Here is a 16,444-nt window from a genome sequence, read left to right on the forward strand (position 1 = left end):
GGCTTTCGCTTGAAAAGCGAAAGGTCGGATGAGGGGTGCGCAGCACTCGCCAAATGCGTAACACTGGCGATTGCCCTCTCCCTCGCCACCCCGGCCCTCGCCACCGACTACCCCCTCACTATCGAAAACTGCGGCACCACAATCACCTTCCCCGCGCCGCCCGAACGCGTCGTCACCATCAAATCCACCGCCACCGAAATGCTCCTCGCCCTGGGCCTGGGAGACAAAATCGTCGGCGTCGGCTTCCAGGATGGCCCGGCTCCAGCCGAATGGGCCCCACAAACCGAACTCCCCATCCTCGCCGACCGCGTCCCCAGCCAGGAGGTGGTCCTCGAAGCCGAACCCGATTTCGTCTATGGCGGCTGGGAAAGCAGTTTTGCCGCCGACGCCGCCGGAACGCGCGACAGCCTCCATGCCCTTGGCGTCGCCACCTATGTCGCCCCCACCGCCTGCCGCTCGTCCGGCACGCCCGAAAAGCTCACCTTCGAGGATATCTTCGATCAGATTCTCGAAATGGGAATGATCTTCGATGTCGAAAGCCGCGCCGCCGAGCTTGTCTCCCAGCAGCGCGCATTGCTCGGCTCGATCAAACCCGCCGCCGACCTCACCGGCGTCTGGTATTCCTCGGCCACCTCCACTCCCTATGTCGGCGCCGGCCTTGGCGGCCCGCAGATGACCATGGAGGCGCTGGGCATCGCCAACATTTTTTCGGACGTCCCCGACACCTGGACCTCGGCAAGCTGGGAAGCCATCGTCGACGAGGACCCCGATTTGATGATCCTCGTCGATGCCGAATGGAACTCGGTCGACCAGAAAATCCGCCTCCTCAACGACAATCCCGCCACCGTCAACATGAGCGCCGTGCAAAACGCGCGCTACCTCACAATCCCGTTCCCCGCCGCCGAACCCGGCGTCCGCTCCGTCCCGGCCACCGTGGATATGGCCAATCAATTGGCCGATCTCAATCCGAGCACCCGATGATCGTCCGGCGCTCCCCCACCCCCGATTGTCATTCCGGGATTTATTCCCGGAATCCAGTGCCGCGCGTACAAACGTCGGAAATTTCGACGGTCCGGGACCCCCTCTGATGGTCGCCGCCTCGCTCGGCCTTCCCGCGCTCACCCCCGCCGCCCTGCGGCGGCTGCGCGTCCGGGCGTGGATCGCCGGCCTCACCATAATCCTCATTCTCTCGATCACCCTCGCTATCACCATCGGCCCGGCCGATATCGGAGCAGGGGAGGTCTGGTCGGTCATCGCCCACAGATTGGGCCTCCTCCCCGATAGCCCTATCTCCCGCCTGCGCGAAGGCATCGTCTGGGAGTTGCGCCTGCCGCGCATCCTCGCCGCCGCCGCCGTCGGCGCCGGCCTCGCCATCTGCGGCGCGGTAATGCAGGCCCTGACCCGCAATCCCCTGGCCGATCCTTATCTTCTCGGCATTTCCTCGGGCGCTTCGGTCGGCGCCGTCGCCATGCTGCTCATCGGCGCGACTGTCCTCCTCCCCGTCGGCGCCTTCCTCGGCGCCCTGGCGGCCATGGCGCTGACCCTCGGCCTCGCCCGCGCCCTGGGCGCCATCACCGCCGCGCGCGCCATCCTCGCCGGTCTCGCGGTCTCGGCACTGGCTTCCGCCCTCACCTCGTTCCTGATCTTTTCCACCGCCACCGGGGATTCCTACCGCGAAATCCTCTCCTGGCTGATGGGGTCTCTGGCCGGCGCGCGCTGGTCCGATACCGGCCTTGCCGCCCTCGCGCTTGCCGTCGTCAGCATCCCGCTCCTGGCATCGGGCCGCATTCTCGACGGCTTCGTCTTCGGCGACACCGCCGCCCGCGCCCTGGGCATCGATGTCGAACGCATCCGCTGGCTGCTGCTCGGCCTCACCGCGCTGCTCACCGGCGTTCTGGTCGCCATCTCGGGCGCCATCGGCTTTGTCGGCCTCATCCTGCCCCACGCCGTGCGCCTCATCGCCGGCGGACGCCACCGGCACCTGCTGCCGTTAGCCGCCCTCGCGGGCGCCATCTTCATGGTCTGGGCCGATACCGGCGCCCGCACCATCTTCGACCCGCGCGAACTCCCCGTCGGCATCCTCACGGCCTTCATCGGCGCGCCGGCCTTCTTCGTCATCCTCATGGCCAACAGGAGGGCGACATGAGTCTCTCGGTCGCCCATGCCAGCCTCGCCCTCGACGGCAAGCAGATCCTCGATGACGTTTCCTTTTCGCTCCACCCCGGCCGGCTCAACGCCCTGATCGGCCCCAATGGCGCGGGCAAATCCTCACTTCTGCGCGTGATCCTGGGCTTCGAGCCCGCTTCAGCCGCCCGCATCACCTTCGAAGACCGCGATCTCCACGCCCTTCCGCGAAAAACCCGCGCCCGCGCCGCCGCCCTTGTCGAGCAATCCTCGGCCACCGACCAGCCCATCGACGTCCACGATGCCGTGATGCTCGGCCGGCTACCCCATCAAGGTTTCTGGTCCGCCGATACCGAAACCTCGGACGAAGCCATCGTCGCCGATGCGCTCGCCCGCGTCGGCATGGCCGATTTCGCCACCCGCCGCTTTTCCACCCTTTCGGGCGGTGAGCAGCAAAAGGTGCAGATCGCCCGCGCCCTGGCGCAACAGCCCCGCCTGATCCTGCTCGATGAGCCCACCAACCATCTCGACCTGTCCGCCCAGATCGCCGTCATGGAAATCCTGCGCGATCTGGCCGCTGACGGGCTCACCATCCTCGTCACCATGCACGATCTCAACCTCACCGCCGCCTGGTTCGATCATGTGGTGGCGCTCGACCGGGGCAGGGTAGTCGCCCAAGGATCGCCCGATGCGGTGATCGACACGCAATTCCTCGCCACCGTCTATGGCGTCGCCGCCACCATCGTTCCCAACCCCGCTTCCGGGCGCCCGATGATCGCCTACGGCCCGTGAACGATTGCTCTTGCGGGACCATAAAAAGTTTGATCATCTGGTCAAAATAAGCCTTGCGGCAAACAGGGCTTATGGAAAAAGGGGATGGGAATATGGAATTCGGGATCACCTTCAAGGGCTTCGTCGAGCACGATCGGGCGCGCTACCTGATCCAGGCCGCCGAGTTCGCGGGCTTCACCTATTGCTGGTTCTACGATTCCCACATCCTCTGGCGCGATCCCTATCCGGTGATGGCCATGGGCATGGAATGGACCAGTTCCATGCGCTTCGGTCCGCTCGTCACCAACCCCGACGTGCGCGATTGGTCCGTCGCCGCCTCGCTCTTCGGCTCCCTCGCCAAGCAGAGCGGCGGCCGTTTCGATCTTGCCGTGGGCCGGGGCGATTCCTCGCGCCGCGTCATGGGCCACAAACCCGCCACCCTAAAGCGCGTCGCCGAATTCATCGCCAAGACCAAAGCCATGGTGCGCGGCGAGGAGGTGACCTATGGCGAAGTCCCCAACCCAATTCAGTTCCCCTGGGCCGTCGGCCACGAAATCCCGAGCTGGATCGCCGCCTATGGCCCGCTGGCGCTGAAAACCGCCGGAGAAAGCGCCGATGGCGTCGTGCTCCAGATCGCCGAGCCAGGCCTTTGCAAATGGTTCACCGACCAATGCCTTGAAGCGGGCAGGGCCGCCGGCCGCGACATGTCGGGCTACCGCTCAATGGCCGCCGCCCCGGCCTATTTCGGCGACAAACAGCGCGCCATCGCCGCCACTCGCTGGTTTCCGGCCATGGTCGGAAACCACGTCGCCGATATCGTGGAAAAATACGGCACCGATTCCGACAAGGTCCCCGCCAGCCTCACCTCCTACATCGAAGCCCGCCGCGGTTACGATTATTCCAAGCACGGCCAGTCCGATAACCCGTACCTCGATTTCATCACCGACGAGATCGTTGAAAGCTTCTGCGTTTTGGGCGAGCCCGACGATCACATCAAAAAAATCCGCGATCTGGAATCCGCCGGCGTCACCCAGTTCAACATCTACCTCGACAGCGGCGACGAAGAAGAAATCATCGCCCGCTACGGCCGAGAGGTGATCCCGGCGTTCCGGTAAGTGGCCTGAGCGACCGACGCCTTCTACCCTTCTCCACTGGTGGGAGAAGGTGGCCGCGAAGCGGTCGGATGTCAGTACACTCCGCCGACAAACAACTCCCTACCGCCCCTCCAACCCCTCGATCATCTCCAGACACGCGCTCAACTGGTCCAGCCCCACAAACTCATCGGGCTTATGGGCCTGCTCGATCGACCCAGGCCCGCACACCACAGTATCGATCCCCAATTCCTGAAACAGCCCCGCTTCGGTCGAAAACGCCACGCATTCGGCTGGCTCATCATTTCCCGTCAGCGCCCGCACCAGCTCCACGGCTTCCGACCGGCTCATCGGCTCCAACCCCGCAACCTCCCCGATCGTCTCGGTAATCACCGCCGCATCCGGATACACATTCCGCATCCTGGGCAGCAGCACCCCCTCTACGAATCCCCTGATCTGGCTGTGCGTAAACGAAAAATCTGCCCCGGCAACGGGCCTGAACTCCCACTCCACCGAGCATGACCCGGCGATGATGTTGCGCGCGATCCCGCCCGCCATCTTGCCGATCTGGATGGTCGACCACGGCGGATCGAACCGGCTCCCCTCGGGCGCGCGCGTCTTCAGCACCTCCCCGATTTCGAGCAGCTTGCTCACATACTGCACCGCGTATTCGATAGCGTTGACCCCCCGGTCGGGCATCGAGGCATGTCCTTCGAGCCCGGTGAAATGGGTCGTATATTCGCAGCACCCCTTATTGCCCTCGATGATCTTCATCATCGTCGGCTCACCCACGATGCACAGCGACGGCTTGCGCCCCGAGGCTTTAAGCTCGTCGAGCATCACCTGCGCGCCTAGGCACCCCACCTCCTCGTCATAGGTAAACCCCAGATGGATCGGCCGCTTCAGCCCCGCGTCCTGAAAATGGGGAGCAAAAGCCAGCGCGCAGGCGATGAACCCCTTCATGTCGCACGCCCCGCGCCCATAAACGCGCCCATCCCGAAGCGTCGCCACAAACGGGTCCGAACTCCATTCCTGCCCTTCCACCGGCACCACATCCGTGTGCCCCGAAAGCACGATCCCGCCATCTCTATCCGGCGGGCCCAGCGTAGCGAACAGGTTCGCCTTGTTGCCATCGGGATTGAGCGTCAGATGCGTCCGCGCCCCGATCTGGTCGAGCCGCTGGTTGATATAGGCGATCAGTTCGAGATTGCTTTCCGACGAAATCGATTGAAACCCGATGAGATCGGCAAGGATTTCGAGCGTGTCGTCGAGCAGTCTGTGAGCCAAGGTTTTTCTCCAGATCTTTTCTCCCTCTCCCTTGGGGGGAGAGGGCCGGGGTGAGGGGGGAGCCACACGCTCAAGCCTTATGGCTTCACGCACAATTCCCGCGGCACATTGGCCAGGCACTCGGGCCCGCCCTCATCGGTGATCCGCATCGTCTCGGTGATCTCCAGCCCCCATTCGGGCGTCCAGATCGCCGGCATGAAGTGGAACACCATGTTGGACCGCAGCACCGACCGATCCCCCGGCCGGATGCTCATCGTGTGCTCGCCCCAGTCGGGCGGATAGGAAAGCCCCACCGAATACCCCGTGCGCGAGGTCTTCTCGACGCCATATTTGCGCAGCACCGCAAAGAACGCCTCGGCGATCTCCCCACAGGTATAGCCGGGCTTGGCCACTGCCATTCCTGCTTCCATACCTTCGAGCACGGCCTCCTGGGCCTTGAGCATGTCCTTGGGCGGCTCGCCCAGAAACACCGTGCGCGAAATCGGGCAGTGATAGCGCTTGTAGCACCCGGCGATCTCGAAAAACGTGCCTTCGCCCGAAACCAGTTCCCGGTCGTCCCACGTCAAATGCGCCGCCGCCGCGTCGCGTCCCGAGGGCGTCAGCGGCACGATTGCCGAATAATCCCCGCCATAGCCATCAGCGCCCAGAAGCGAAGCGTGGTAGATTTCCGCCACCAATTCGTTCTTGCGCAAGCCCGGCCGCGTCACCTCGCGGATGCGCTGATGGGTGGCCTCCACGATCCGCGCCGCCCGCCGCATATATTCGAGCTCGGCTTCCGATTTGACCGAACGCTGCCAGGTCACCACCGATGTCGCATCGACCACGGTCACCCCGGCAATCTCGGCCCGCAGCGTTTCAAGGCACGCGGCGGTGAAATAGTAATTGTCCATCTCGACGCCAATGCGCCGTTGGTCCCAGCCCTTGTCGCGCAGTATCCCGCACAGATGCACATAGGCGTGCTTTTCCGGGTTCTGCACGAAATCGTCGGGATAGGCGTAGATGGAATCGGTCGAAAGCCATGTGGTCTTTTCAGCCCCCACCGCGTCCATGGGCCGTCCCCACCAGACCGGTTCGTCGGTCAGCGACACGATCACCGCCTGATGGACGTAAAAGCTCCACCCGTCATAGCCGGTGATCCAGTGCATGTTGGACGGGTTGGTGACGATCAGAACATCGATTCCGCCCGTCTGCATGGCGCGGCGCACCGCTTCGAGGCGTTCGTGATATTCGGGCAGGGTAAAGGGCAGGCGGGTGTTCGGCATGTGCCATGCGCTCCAGGAAGGACCCGACTATCGGGTCGAAATGGTCTGTCCCGCGCCGCTGTCTTGCGCGCGGGTTCGGGCCAGGGCGGCGATTGCCGTATCCTGCACGCCTGTGCCGGTCAGGTCGGCATAAGTGATATCGGTCGCCGCCTGCCGCCCCGGCACCGTGCCGGCCACGATCTGCCCAAGCTCGGCAAACCCTTGGTCGGGCGCCACGAATCCGGCGGCGATCGCGTGATGCAACTCCCCCAGCCGCCGTGTCTGGGCAAGGCTGTCGGCCACATAAAGTTCCACGCGCGCCACCAACGCCGGGTCGATCTCGTTCTTGTGCTCGGCATCCGATCCCATGGCGGTGAGGTGCTGCCCCGGTGAAAGCCATTCGGCCAGAATGACCGGTTCTGTCGCCGGCGTCGTGGTTACGACGATGTCGGCTCCATCGACCGCGTCCCGAGCCGTCTCTGCCACGCTCGCATCAAGGCCCAATTGCTGCGCGACATCCCGCGCGAACGCCTCCGCCTTGTCCCGATCCCGCGCCCAGATCCGCGCCGCCTTTATCCTGCGCACCAGCGTCAGCGCTTCAAGCTGCATCCGCGCCTGCATCCCTGCCCCGATGATCGCTGCTGTCCCTGCGTCCTCGCGCGCCAGATGGTTCGCCGCCACCGCCCCCGCCGCCGCAGTCCGCACATCGGTCAGATATCCATTGTCGAGCAGCACCGCCTCGACCAGCCCGGTCTTGGCCGACAGCACCACCATCAACCCGTTTGTCGAAGCCAGCCCGATCTTGGGGTTGTCGAAAAACCCCGGGCTCATTTTGATCGCGAAACTCTCGATCCCCGGCACATAGGCCGTCTTGACGTCCACCTCGCCATTGGCATCGGCGATGTCGAGCCGCAGGATCGGCGGCATCACCACCTTGCCCCCGGCCAACGCACGGAAAGCGGCCTCCACACATTCTATCGCCGCCCTGTCCAGAGGCACGAGTCCGCGCAGATCGGCTTCAGTGAGAATCTGGATTTCAGCCATCACGCAACCTCCAAGTCTGGCGTTGTGGGGCAGGGGGCATGACAAAAACGCCACCTGTCATTCCGGGATTCATTCCCGGAATCCAGCAGCAGCGCTCGCCCAATCCGCAACGCAAACCAGTCCCTCACACCGCCCCCTCAAACACCGGATGCGTTCCGCCCACGATCCGTCCATGCACGCCCATGTCGATGTTCTTCCCCGACAGGACGATCGCCGACGGCCCGGCCGCCCGGAATTTCCCGGCCAGCACCGCCGCAATTCCCACCGCCGCCGCGCCCTCGATCACCTCGCGCTCCTCGCGATACGCATGAGCGATACCCTCGGCGATTTCCCGCTCGCTGAGCAGCACGGTTTCATCCACCAGCTCCCGCACCATGCCAAAGGTGTAGCGGTTGGCAAGTCCGATCCCCCCGCCCAGCGAATCCGCCAGCGTTTCGAGCTCTTCCACCGCCACCGACTTGCCTGCCGCAAGGCACGCCACCATCGCGGCCCCGCGCTCCATGCAAACCCCGATCACCCGCGTTTTCGGCGATAGCGTCTTGATCGCCAGCGCCACACCCGCGATCAGCCCGCCGCCCGAAAGCGGCACCAGAACCGCGTCGAGCTCGGGGGCGTCCTCGATGATCTCCAGCCCCAGCGTGCCCTGTCCGGCGATCACCTCGGCCCGGTCGAAGGGCGGAATATCGACCAGCCCTTCCTCGACCGCCAGCCGGTCGACTTCCACCTGCGCGTCGTCCTGACTCATTCCCACGATCCGCGCCTCGGCCCCCAGCGCCTCGATGGCTTCGACTTTGTTGGAGGGCACCAGCGCGGACATGCAGATCACCGCCCGCGCCCCCGCGACGCGCGCCGCATGCGCCAGCGCCCGCCCGTGATTGCCGGTGGACGCCGCGACCACCCCGCGCTGCCGCTCATCATGGGACAGCGAGAGCACGGCATTGGTCGCCCCGCGCAGCTTGAAGCTGCCGGTCAGTTGCTGATGTTCGTTTTTCAAGAGAACGGTCTGGCCGCAGAGCCCGCTCAGCGCCGCGCTGGCAACCAGCGAGGTGCGGTGGACATGGGGCGCAATGCGCCGGCGGGCTGCCAGAACATCGCTCATCGTCACCGCACCGGCCATGCGCCACCTCTTTCAAACCGGCTCTATGCGCCACCCATGGGCTCGTCCGGCAAATCCAAGCCCTGACTATGCAATTGCCTTCGCGGGGCGGTCCTTCCAATTTGCACCGGGGCGCGCAGATGGTCTTGCTGCCCAGGCGGTTTCAAAAAGATGCATCGCCCCTCGACTTGTGGCCAGAAGTTGGCAACCTTTGACAGTGTTGAAGCATTAATTGCTCTGGACGCTATCGTTCAGCAGTGATCGGATGGTTTTTCGCCCGCAGCCTCTGCGGGTGCGACGCCGTCCGTCTTGAGGTGAACTCAATTCCTATTTCGGCTCATCTGCCGGGCCGTCAATATAGGCAACGATAATTTCAAAGGACAGGAGACGTTATGCGCAAGACAACTACACGGGCGCTCAGGGGCACTCTTCTCGCCGGCGCCGCCGCGCTTGGCCTGGCCGGCGCCGCCCAGGCGGCCACCTTGGCCGAGATTCAGGAAAGCGGCACCATCCGGATCGCCGTCGCCAATGAAATCCCCTATGGCTATGTCGATCCGGTGAGCGGGGAGACGATGGGCGCGGGCCCCGACGTCGCCAAATACATCGTCGAACAGCTCGGCATCGAAAACATCGAGTGGGTCACCACCGATTTCTCGACCCTCATCCCCGGCCTTCAGGCCGACCGGTTCGATATGGTCGCTGCCGAAATGGCGATCATCCCGACCCGCTGCGCCACCGTCATCTATTCGGAGCCCAACACCTCCTATGGCGAAGGCCTGCTGGTTCCGGCCGGCAATCCCGAGGGGCTCACTTCCTATGAGCAGATCGCCGAAAATCCCGACCTGACAGTGGCCATCATGGCCGGCGCCAACCAGCTCGACATGTTCCAGTCCCTCGGCGTCGCCGAAAACCAGCTCGTCACCATCTCGTCCAATGCCGACGCGATCTCGACGGTCTCGACCGGCCGTGCCGACGCCTATGCGGCCACCAGCCTGACCGCCAGTGAGCTGGCCGGCCAGAGCGATGCGGTCGAAGTCGCCGAAGGCTTCACCGATCCCACCATCGATGGGGTCGAGCAGCGCTCCTGGGGCGGTTTCGTCTTCGCCCAGGGCAGCGAAGACCTGCGCGACGCGGTCAATGAAGTCCTCGCCGAATACAAGCAGACCCCCGAATGGGAAGCTGCGGTCACCGGCTATGGGTTCACCGATACCGACGCATCGCGCTCGTTCGACATGAGCGCCGCCGAACTGTGCGGCGAATAACCGGCACGGCGTGCCGATGACCTGATCTGGCCGGCGGGCGTCATCGTCCGCCGGCTCTCCGGTTCAGCCACAAAACACAAAAACAAAGTTCGAGACCGAACCTATGGAATGGACCGCATATCTCAATCCCCTGATGCAGGGGGCTTGGGTCACCATCGAGTTGACGATTTATTCCACCATATTGGGCGGGATTCTTTCGTTCGCCGCCGGCATGGGCAAACTGGCCCATAACCCGCTCATCAAGGCCCTCTCGATCGGCTATATCGAAATCTTCAGGGGCACTTCGCTCCTCGTCCAGCTTTTCTGGCTCTATTTCGCCCTGCCGGTGCTCGGTCAGGCCATCGGCCTCGATCTGCGCCTGCCGCCGGTTCTCGCGGGTGTCCTCGCGCTCTCGCTCAACATCGGCGCATACGGCGCCGAAGTGGTGCGCGGAGCCATCGAGTCGGTGTCCAAGGATCAATACGAGGCCGCCAAGGCGCTCAATTTCACGCCGCGCAAGACGCTCTGGCGCATCGCGCTGCCCCAGGCCATCCCCGAAATGATGCCGCCCTTCGGCAATCTGGCCATCCAGAATTTGAAGGATACCGCGCTCGTTTCCCTGATCAGCCTTTCGGACCTCGCCTTCCGGGCCGAGCAATTGCGCAATTTCACCCAGGACTCGACGACGATCTACACCATGACGCTTCTGATGTATTTCGGCCTCGCCCTCGTCCTCACCGCCATGATGAAGCTGCTCGAGCGGTTCGTGGGCCGCTGGCGCGCAGGAGCGAGGTAAGCCCATGCTGTTCGGAATTGAATGGGACACCACCAACAACTGGACCTTCGCCGTCTCCATCCTGCCCATCCTCCTGCGCGGCTTGTGGGTGACGTTGCAGGCCACCGTGGTAGGCTTCGCCATCGCCCTGGTCCTGGGGCTGGTCTGGGCCGCGCTCAAATCCGCGCCGCTCAAGATCATCGCCTGGCCCGCAACGGTTGTGACCGAATTCTTGCGCGACACCCCGCTGCTGATCCAGTTGTTCTTCCTCTATTACGTGCTGCCCGAATACGGCCTGATCCTGCCCGCCTTCATGACCGGCGCGCTGGCGTTGGGCCTGCAATATTCGGCCTATACCTCCGAGGTTTACCGCGCCGGCATCGAGGCGGTGGCGCGCGGTCAGCACGAGGCGGCCCGCGCGCTCAACCTCAAGGGCACGCGCACTTTCACCCACGTCATCCTGCCCCAGGCACTGCCGCGCATCGTCCCGGCCATGGGCAATTATCTCGTGTCGATCATGAAGGACGTGCCGCTGCTTTCGGTCGTCACCGTCCTTGAATTGCTGGGCGTCGCCCAGATCATCGGCGATCGCACTTTCAACTATCTCATTCCGCTCTCGATGGTGGGCGGGCTTTACCTGATCATGACATTGCTGGCGTCCAGCGCAGTCCGTTTCGTCGACCGCGCTTTGCCCAAGAGAGGAATTCCGCTCAAATGACCGACCCCATCATCAAGTTCGACAAGGTGGTCAAACGCTTCGATACCTTCACGGTCATCAACGAACTCGATTTCCAGGTGCAGCCCGGCGAAAAGGTCACCATCATCGGCCCTTCGGGTTCGGGCAAGTCCACGGTCCTGCGCATCCTCATGACGCTCGAGCCCATTTCGGGCGGCGTCGTCTATGTCGATGGCGACACGCTCTGGCACGAGAAAGGCCCCGACGGGCAACTCAAGCCCGCAAGCGAGGCCCATCTGCGCAAAATGCGCGAGAAGATGGGCATGGTGTTCCAGCAGTTCAATCTCTTCCCGCACATGACAGTGCGCCGCAATCTCACCGAGGCCCCCGTCCAGGTGCTCGGCGTCCCCAAGGCCGAGGCCAGGGAGCGCGCCGACGATCTGCTCGAAATGGTGGGGCTGACCGAACACGCCGACAAATACCCCCACCAGCTTTCCGGTGGCCAGCAGCAGCGCGTCGGCATCGCCCGCGCCCTCGCCATGCGCCCCAAGATCATGCTGTTCGACGAGCCGACTTCGGCCCTCGATCCGGAACTGGTGGGCGAAGTGCTCGGCGTCATCCGCCGACTGGCCGAAGAGCATGATCTGACCATGCTTCTGGTCACCCACGAAATGAATTTCGCGCGCCAGATTTCAGACCGCGTCTGCTTTTTCGATGGCGGCAAGGTTCTCGAGGAAGGCAAGCCCGAGGATCTGTTCACCGCGCCCAAGCAGGAGCGCACGCGCGAATTCCTGAAAGCGGTTCTCGAAGACAACTGACCTTCGAAACCGCAACCGTTTCTCGTCCCGCCCGCCGGTTGTTTCCGGCGGGACTGTGGCTTTGAAATTTTTTCCCCGCGAATCTGGACGTTGTGTCCCTCCCGGTAGTACCCTTCACGCCGGAACACCGGCATTCGGCCAGAAGGGGGGCGTCGTCATTCAAAAGGCTCAACTCAAGCTCGACGACAGGGATTTGAAGATCCTATCGATCCTCCAGCGCGAGGGTCGCATACCCAAGGCTACGCTTGCCGAACGCGTCAATCTCACCCCCACCCCGTGCTGGGAGCGTTTGAAGCGCCTCGAAGACGCCGGCATCATCGAAAGCTACGGCGCCCGCATCTCGCTCCGTGCCTTCGGTCCGCTGACCATCGTCTTCGTCCAGATCGAGCTCGAAAGTCACCAGGCCGAGGATTTCACGCGCTTCGAGGCAGCCATCGGCAAGATCGACCAGATCGTCGAATGCTGGGCCGTGGGCGGGGGCATCGACTACATGGTCAAGGTCATCACCCGCGATCTCGAAGAATACCAGCGCCTGATCGACAACCTCCTCGCCGCCCGCATCGGCGTCCGCCGCTATTATTCCTACGTCGTCACCGCCCCGGTAAAAGACACACCCCTGCCGGTCACCGCGATCGCCGAGGCGGGGTAGGGGCAATGCGCGATTCAGACGATCAGGATCAAAAGCTTGAGCAATGGCTCATCAATGAAGTTGTCCCTGCTTATGACGAACTCAAGGCCCATCCAGAAAGCGGCCTGACCATCGAACAGGTTCGTGCCCACATTGCCGAGCTTCATGGACAGATAGTCGAGGAGAGCTGAGCTTCTAGCGAAGCCAGGATAGAAGAAAGCCGCTTACTTATCCGTCCCATGATCGTTGCGGCGACGACGGAATATTTATCGTTTTAAGCTCGATAAATCAGCAGAACCATCGCCTCCGCGCCCCCAAGTTTGGCGCCAGCCTCTCCCCATTCCCCGATATGGTCGCGTGATCTCCACTGGAGTTGCCGCCATGTCCAGCCTGTCCGCCAAATACGCGCCCGCCGGCCTCGCCGACGAACTGACCGATGCCGGGTTGTTCTGCCAGCTTGCCCATATCGGCGGCGAGCCGACATCGGCCATTTCGGGCGAAACCATCGCCGTCATCGATCCGGCCAGCGGCGACATTATCGGCACCGTTCCTTCCCTCTCCCCCGATCAGTCCCGCGCCGCCATCGATGCCGCCCAGCATGCTTTCCCGGCTTGGTCCTCGCTTCTCCCCCAGGAGCGCTCGGCCATCCTGCGCCGCTGGTACGATCTGATCATGGATGCCCGCGAGGACCTCGCCCGCATCATGGTCGCCGAACAGGGCAAGCCGATTTCCGAAGCGCGTGGCGAAATCGCCTACGCCGCCTCGTTCGTTGAATTCTTCGCCGAAGAGGCCAAGCGCCCCAATATCGAATCCGTCACCTCGCACCTCCCCGATGCCGAGGTCGAAATCTGGCGCGAACCCGCCGGCGTCGCCGCGCTGATCACCCCCTGGAATTTCCCCTCGGCCATGATCACCCGCAAGGCCGCCGCCGCGCTCGCCGCCGGCTGCACCTGCCTTGTCCATCCGTCTTCCGAAACCCCGTTCTCGGCCACAGCGCTCGCCGTCCTCGCCACCCGCGCCGGCATCCCGGCCGGTGCGTTCAACGTCATAACCGGCAAGGCCGCCACCATAGTCGAGCCCTGGACCGCCGACCCCCGCGTGCGTGTCCTTTCCTTCACCGGCTCGACGGAAATCGGCAAGCTGCTCTACCGCCAGTCTGCCGATACGGTGAAACGGCTGGTGATGGAGCTGGGTGGCCACGCTCCCTTCATCGTCTTCGCCGACGCCGATCTCGATCAGGCCGTCGAGGAAGCCATCAAGGCAAAATTCGCCACCTCGGGCCAGGATTGCCTGGGCGCCAACCGCTTCTTCATCGATCGCCGCATCTACGAAACCTTCTGCACCCGCTTCGCCGAAGCCGCCGGCGCTCTTGCCATAGGCCCCGGCATGACCGATTCCGATATCGGCCCCCTGATGAACGAAAAGGCTGTGGCCAAGCAGGTCTCCCACGTCGAAGACGCCCTCGCCAAAGGCGCGCGCTGCCTTGCCGGCGGCAAGGTCGATCCGCAGGGCCCGCTGTTCTTCCAGCCCACGGTGCTCGCCGACGTTCCCGCCGACGCGCTGATCATGAACGAGGAAACCTTCGGCCCCGTTGCCGCGCTCACCCCTTTCGACAGCGAAGAAGAAGCCATCGCCCGCGCCAACGCCACCGAATACGGCTTGATCGCCTACCTCCACACCATGGACCCACGCCGCATCTACCGCGCCTCCCGTCAGCTCCAGTTCGGCATGGTCGCCGTCAACCGCACCAAGGTCACCGGCGCCCCCATCCCCTTCGGCGGCTTCAAGCAATCGGGCCTCGGCCGCGAGGGCGCCCGGCTCGGCATGGAGGAGTTCACCGAGGTCAAATATGTCTGCCGCGACTGGGCATAGTGCTGTGTATCTGCCGAAACGTTTGCGACAATCACCCCTTCTCCCCTTGAGGGATTGAGGAATGTCCCGCAGGGCAAATCTCTCCGGTGGAGAGATTTGAATGACGAAAGTGGCCGCGAAGCGGTCGGATGAGGGGTGCGCTGAGCCGGCACCAAGCACAAGAATTCGAAATTAGAACTAGGACAAAACCAATGCTTTCAAACGATCAACTCGACCGCTGGGACCGGGAAAATTTCTTCCACCCTTCCACCCATCTCGCCCAGCACGCCCGGGGCGAAAGCCCCAACCGGATCGTCACCGGCGGCAAGGGCGTCTATATCGAGGATCGTGACGGCAACCGCTTGCTCGACGCCTTCGCGGGCCTCTATTGCGTCAATGTCGGCTATGGCCGCACCGAGATCGCCGAGGCCATCGCCGAACAGGCCCGCGAGCTCGCGTACTACCACGCCTATGTCGGCCACGGCACCGAAGCCTCGATCACGCTCGCCAAGATGATCCTCGACCGCGCGCCGGCCGGCATGAGCAAGGTCTATTTCGGCCTGGGCGGGTCCGACGCCAACGAAACCAACATCAAGCTCGTCTGGTACTACAACAACATCCTGGGCCGTCCGGCAAAAAAGAAGATCATCTCCCGCTGGCGCGGCTATCACGGCTCGGGCCTGATGACCGGCTCTCTCACCGGCCTTGCGAGCTTCCACAACAAGTTCGACCTGCCGCTCCCCCAGGTGGTCCACACCGAAGCTCCCTACTATCTGCGCCGCCCGCGCCCCGAGATGAGCGAAGCCGATTTCACCGCCCATTGCGTGGCCGAGCTCGAAGCCCTGATCGCGCGCGAAGGCGCCGATACCATCGCCGCCTTCATCGGCGAACCCGTGCTGGGCACCGGCGGCATCGTCCCGCCCCCGGCCGGATATTGGCAAGCCATCCAGCAGGTCCTCGACAAGCACGATATCCTGCTCATCGTCGATGAAGTCGTCACCGGTTTCGGCCGTCTGGGCTCGATGATGGGTTCGGACCATTACGGCCTCAAACCCGATATCATCACCATCGCCAAGGGCCTGACCTCGGCCTACGCCCCGCTCTCGGGCTCGATCATCGGCGACCGGCTCTGGAAAATCCTTGAACAGGGCACAGACGAAAACGGCCCCATCGGCCATGGCTGGACCTATTCGGCTCATCCCATCGGCGCCGCCGCCGGCATCGCCAACCTCAAGCTCATCGACAGTCTCGGGCTTGTGGAAAACGCGGGGAAAACCGGTGGATATCTCAACGCGCAGATGACGGCGGCCCTGGGCGATCACCCCCACATCGCCGAAGTGCGCGGCGAAGGCATGCTCTGCGCCGTTGAACTGGCCAAGGACCGCGACAACCTCACCTTCTTCGATGCGTCCGAAAAAATCGCGATCCGCATCGTCGCCGAAATGGTCAAGCTCGGGGTCATCGCCCGCGCCATGCCGCAGGGCGATATCATCGGCTTCGCGCCGCCGCTCTGCCTCACGCGCGAAGAGGCCGACATCGTGGTGGAAAAGACCGTTGCAGCGATAAAGACAGTATTGGGGTAGGGTGTTTTCAGCAAAAGTGACTTGAAAGACTGGCATCGGCGCAGTCTTGCGTCTCGACGGCTGGTGCTGTAAGCTGCTCAAATACGCTTGATGCTCTTGGCTACCTGAAATCCGGCTTAGCCGGCACGTTGGATATCCTGATCTGCAAGACGTTTAGGTTCGGCCGTCTCGCGACCGGACTGGCTTGCGCGCATGTCGCCCGCAGGCAAATCGCCACG

At 63.5% G+C, this 16,444-nt stretch carries 16 protein-coding genes; 12 read left to right on the forward strand and 4 right to left on the reverse strand.

The window, feature by feature from the left end; all coding sequences use genetic code 11:
* The first annotated feature begins 9 nt into the window (after window positions 1-9).
* The 4 genes from V4T21_RS15255 to V4T21_RS15270 all read left to right on the forward strand — a co-directional run bounded on the left by V4T21_RS15255 (window position 10) and on the right by V4T21_RS15270 (window position 4,010).
* Window positions 10-981, forward strand: a complete 972-nt coding sequence (locus tag V4T21_RS15255) for a putative F420-0 ABC transporter substrate-binding protein (RefSeq protein WP_332718351.1) — start codon at window positions 10-12, stop codon at window positions 979-981.
* Window positions 982-1,087: 106 nt separating this feature from the next.
* The gene (locus tag V4T21_RS15260; protein WP_332718354.1) at window positions 1,088-2,146 is read left to right on the forward strand and encodes a putative F420-0 ABC transporter permease subunit; all 1,059 of its coding nucleotides are present in this window, start codon (window positions 1,088-1,090) and stop codon (window positions 2,144-2,146) included.
* Window positions 2,143-2,916, forward strand: coding sequence for an ABC transporter ATP-binding protein (locus V4T21_RS15265; RefSeq protein ID WP_332718356.1), 774 nt, complete (start codon window positions 2,143-2,145; stop codon window positions 2,914-2,916). The genes V4T21_RS15260 and V4T21_RS15265 overlap by 4 nt, the downstream gene beginning before the upstream one ends.
* Before the next feature lie 92 nt (window positions 2,917-3,008).
* Entirely contained in the window at window positions 3,009-4,010 is a 1,002-nt protein-coding gene (locus tag V4T21_RS15270; protein WP_332718358.1) for a TIGR03842 family LLM class F420-dependent oxidoreductase, read from the forward strand.
* Window positions 4,011-4,109: 99 nt separating this feature from the next.
* Here the strand turns inward: V4T21_RS15270 and argE are convergent, their stop codons facing one another.
* From argE to eutB, 4 genes are all read right to left on the reverse strand, one after another.
* Window positions 4,110-5,273 carry an acetylornithine deacetylase gene (argE, locus tag V4T21_RS15275; RefSeq protein ID WP_332718360.1) on the reverse strand — a complete coding sequence of 388 codons (1,164 nt, stop codon included), beginning with the start codon at window positions 5,271-5,273 and terminating at the stop codon, window positions 4,110-4,112.
* Between the two features lie 77 nt (window positions 5,274-5,350).
* Window positions 5,351-6,535, reverse strand: a complete 1,185-nt coding sequence (locus V4T21_RS15280) for a M24 family metallopeptidase (protein WP_332718362.1) — start codon at window positions 6,533-6,535, stop codon at window positions 5,351-5,353.
* A gap of 27 nt (window positions 6,536-6,562) precedes the next feature.
* Window positions 6,563-7,558, reverse strand: a complete 996-nt coding sequence (gene eutC, locus V4T21_RS15285) for an ectoine utilization protein EutC (protein ID WP_332718364.1) — start codon at window positions 7,556-7,558, stop codon at window positions 6,563-6,565.
* A gap of 124 nt (window positions 7,559-7,682) precedes the next feature.
* Window positions 7,683-8,675 carry a hydroxyectoine utilization dehydratase EutB gene (eutB, locus tag V4T21_RS15290; protein WP_332718366.1) on the reverse strand — a complete coding sequence of 331 codons (993 nt, stop codon included), beginning with the start codon at window positions 8,673-8,675 and terminating at the stop codon, window positions 7,683-7,685.
* 371 nt (window positions 8,676-9,046) lie between these two features.
* Here eutB and ehuB point away from each other — a divergent pair, with 371 nt between their 5' ends.
* From ehuB to V4T21_RS15330, 8 genes are all read left to right on the forward strand, one after another.
* Entirely contained in the window at window positions 9,047-9,916 is an 870-nt protein-coding gene (gene ehuB, locus V4T21_RS15295; RefSeq protein WP_332718368.1) for an ectoine/hydroxyectoine ABC transporter substrate-binding protein EhuB, read from the forward strand.
* A 103-nt stretch (window positions 9,917-10,019) separates the two neighbouring features.
* A complete protein-coding gene (gene ehuC, locus V4T21_RS15300) occupies window positions 10,020-10,691 on the forward strand; it encodes an ectoine/hydroxyectoine ABC transporter permease subunit EhuC (RefSeq protein WP_332718371.1) in 672 nt (223 codons plus the stop codon).
* A gap of 4 nt (window positions 10,692-10,695) precedes the next feature.
* Window positions 10,696-11,388, forward strand: a complete 693-nt coding sequence (gene ehuD / locus V4T21_RS15305) for an ectoine/hydroxyectoine ABC transporter permease subunit EhuD (protein ID WP_332718373.1) — start codon at window positions 10,696-10,698, stop codon at window positions 11,386-11,388.
* Entirely contained in the window at window positions 11,385-12,164 is a 780-nt protein-coding gene (ehuA, locus tag V4T21_RS15310; protein WP_332718375.1) for an ectoine/hydroxyectoine ABC transporter ATP-binding protein EhuA, read from the forward strand. Before ehuD ends, ehuA begins: the two co-directional genes overlap by 4 nt.
* A 193-nt stretch (window positions 12,165-12,357) precedes the next feature.
* Window positions 12,358-12,813 carry an Lrp/AsnC family transcriptional regulator gene (locus V4T21_RS15315; protein ID WP_440589662.1) on the forward strand — a complete coding sequence of 152 codons (456 nt, stop codon included), beginning with the start codon at window positions 12,358-12,360 and terminating at the stop codon, window positions 12,811-12,813.
* Window positions 12,814-12,818: 5 nt separating this feature from the next.
* The gene (locus tag V4T21_RS15320) at window positions 12,819-12,983 is read left to right on the forward strand and encodes a hypothetical protein (RefSeq protein ID WP_332718377.1); all 165 of its coding nucleotides are present in this window, start codon (window positions 12,819-12,821) and stop codon (window positions 12,981-12,983) included.
* Window positions 12,984-13,173: 190 nt separating this feature from the next.
* On the forward strand, window positions 13,174-14,664 hold the full coding sequence (locus tag V4T21_RS15325; protein ID WP_332718379.1) for an NAD-dependent succinate-semialdehyde dehydrogenase: 1,491 nt from the start codon (window positions 13,174-13,176) through the stop codon (window positions 14,662-14,664).
* Between the two features lie 191 nt (window positions 14,665-14,855).
* Window positions 14,856-16,226 carry an aspartate aminotransferase family protein gene (locus tag V4T21_RS15330; protein WP_332718381.1) on the forward strand — a complete coding sequence of 457 codons (1,371 nt, stop codon included), beginning with the start codon at window positions 14,856-14,858 and terminating at the stop codon, window positions 16,224-16,226.
* Window positions 16,227-16,444: the final 218 nt, after the last annotated feature.

It is taken from the genome of Pelagibacterium mangrovi (genome assembly GCF_036662815.1).
GTDB lineage: Bacteria > Pseudomonadota > Alphaproteobacteria > Rhizobiales > Devosiaceae > Pelagibacterium > Pelagibacterium mangrovi.

Bases quoted from the DNA above. Each gene is read 5' to 3' on its own strand.
- V4T21_RS15260 (WP_332718354.1), top strand. From the start codon at position 1,088: ATGGTCGCCGCCTCGCTCGGCCTTCCCGCGCTCACCCCCGCCGCCCTG.
- V4T21_RS15320 (WP_332718377.1), top strand. From the start codon at position 12,819: ATGCGCGATTCAGACGATCAGGATCAAAAGCTTGAGCAATGGCTCATC.
- ehuD (WP_332718373.1), top strand. From the start codon at position 10,696: ATGCTGTTCGGAATTGAATGGGACACCACCAACAACTGGACCTTCGCC.
- V4T21_RS15330 (WP_332718381.1), top strand. From the start codon at position 14,856: ATGCTTTCAAACGATCAACTCGACCGCTGGGACCGGGAAAATTTCTTC.
- ehuC (WP_332718371.1), top strand. From the start codon at position 10,020: ATGGAATGGACCGCATATCTCAATCCCCTGATGCAGGGGGCTTGGGTC.
- V4T21_RS15270 (WP_332718358.1), top strand. From the start codon at position 3,009: ATGGAATTCGGGATCACCTTCAAGGGCTTCGTCGAGCACGATCGGGCG.
- eutC (WP_332718364.1), bottom strand. From the start codon at position 7,558: ATGGCTGAAATCCAGATTCTCACTGAAGCCGATCTGCGCGGACTCGTG.
- V4T21_RS15265 (WP_332718356.1), top strand. From the start codon at position 2,143: ATGAGTCTCTCGGTCGCCCATGCCAGCCTCGCCCTCGACGGCAAGCAG.
- eutB (WP_332718366.1), bottom strand. From the start codon at position 8,675: ATGGCCGGTGCGGTGACGATGAGCGATGTTCTGGCAGCCCGCCGGCGC.
- ehuB (WP_332718368.1), top strand. From the start codon at position 9,047: ATGCGCAAGACAACTACACGGGCGCTCAGGGGCACTCTTCTCGCCGGC.
- ehuA (WP_332718375.1), top strand. From the start codon at position 11,385: ATGACCGACCCCATCATCAAGTTCGACAAGGTGGTCAAACGCTTCGAT.
- V4T21_RS15280 (WP_332718362.1), bottom strand. From the start codon at position 6,535: ATGCCGAACACCCGCCTGCCCTTTACCCTGCCCGAATATCACGAACGC.
- V4T21_RS15325 (WP_332718379.1), top strand. From the start codon at position 13,174: ATGTCCAGCCTGTCCGCCAAATACGCGCCCGCCGGCCTCGCCGACGAA.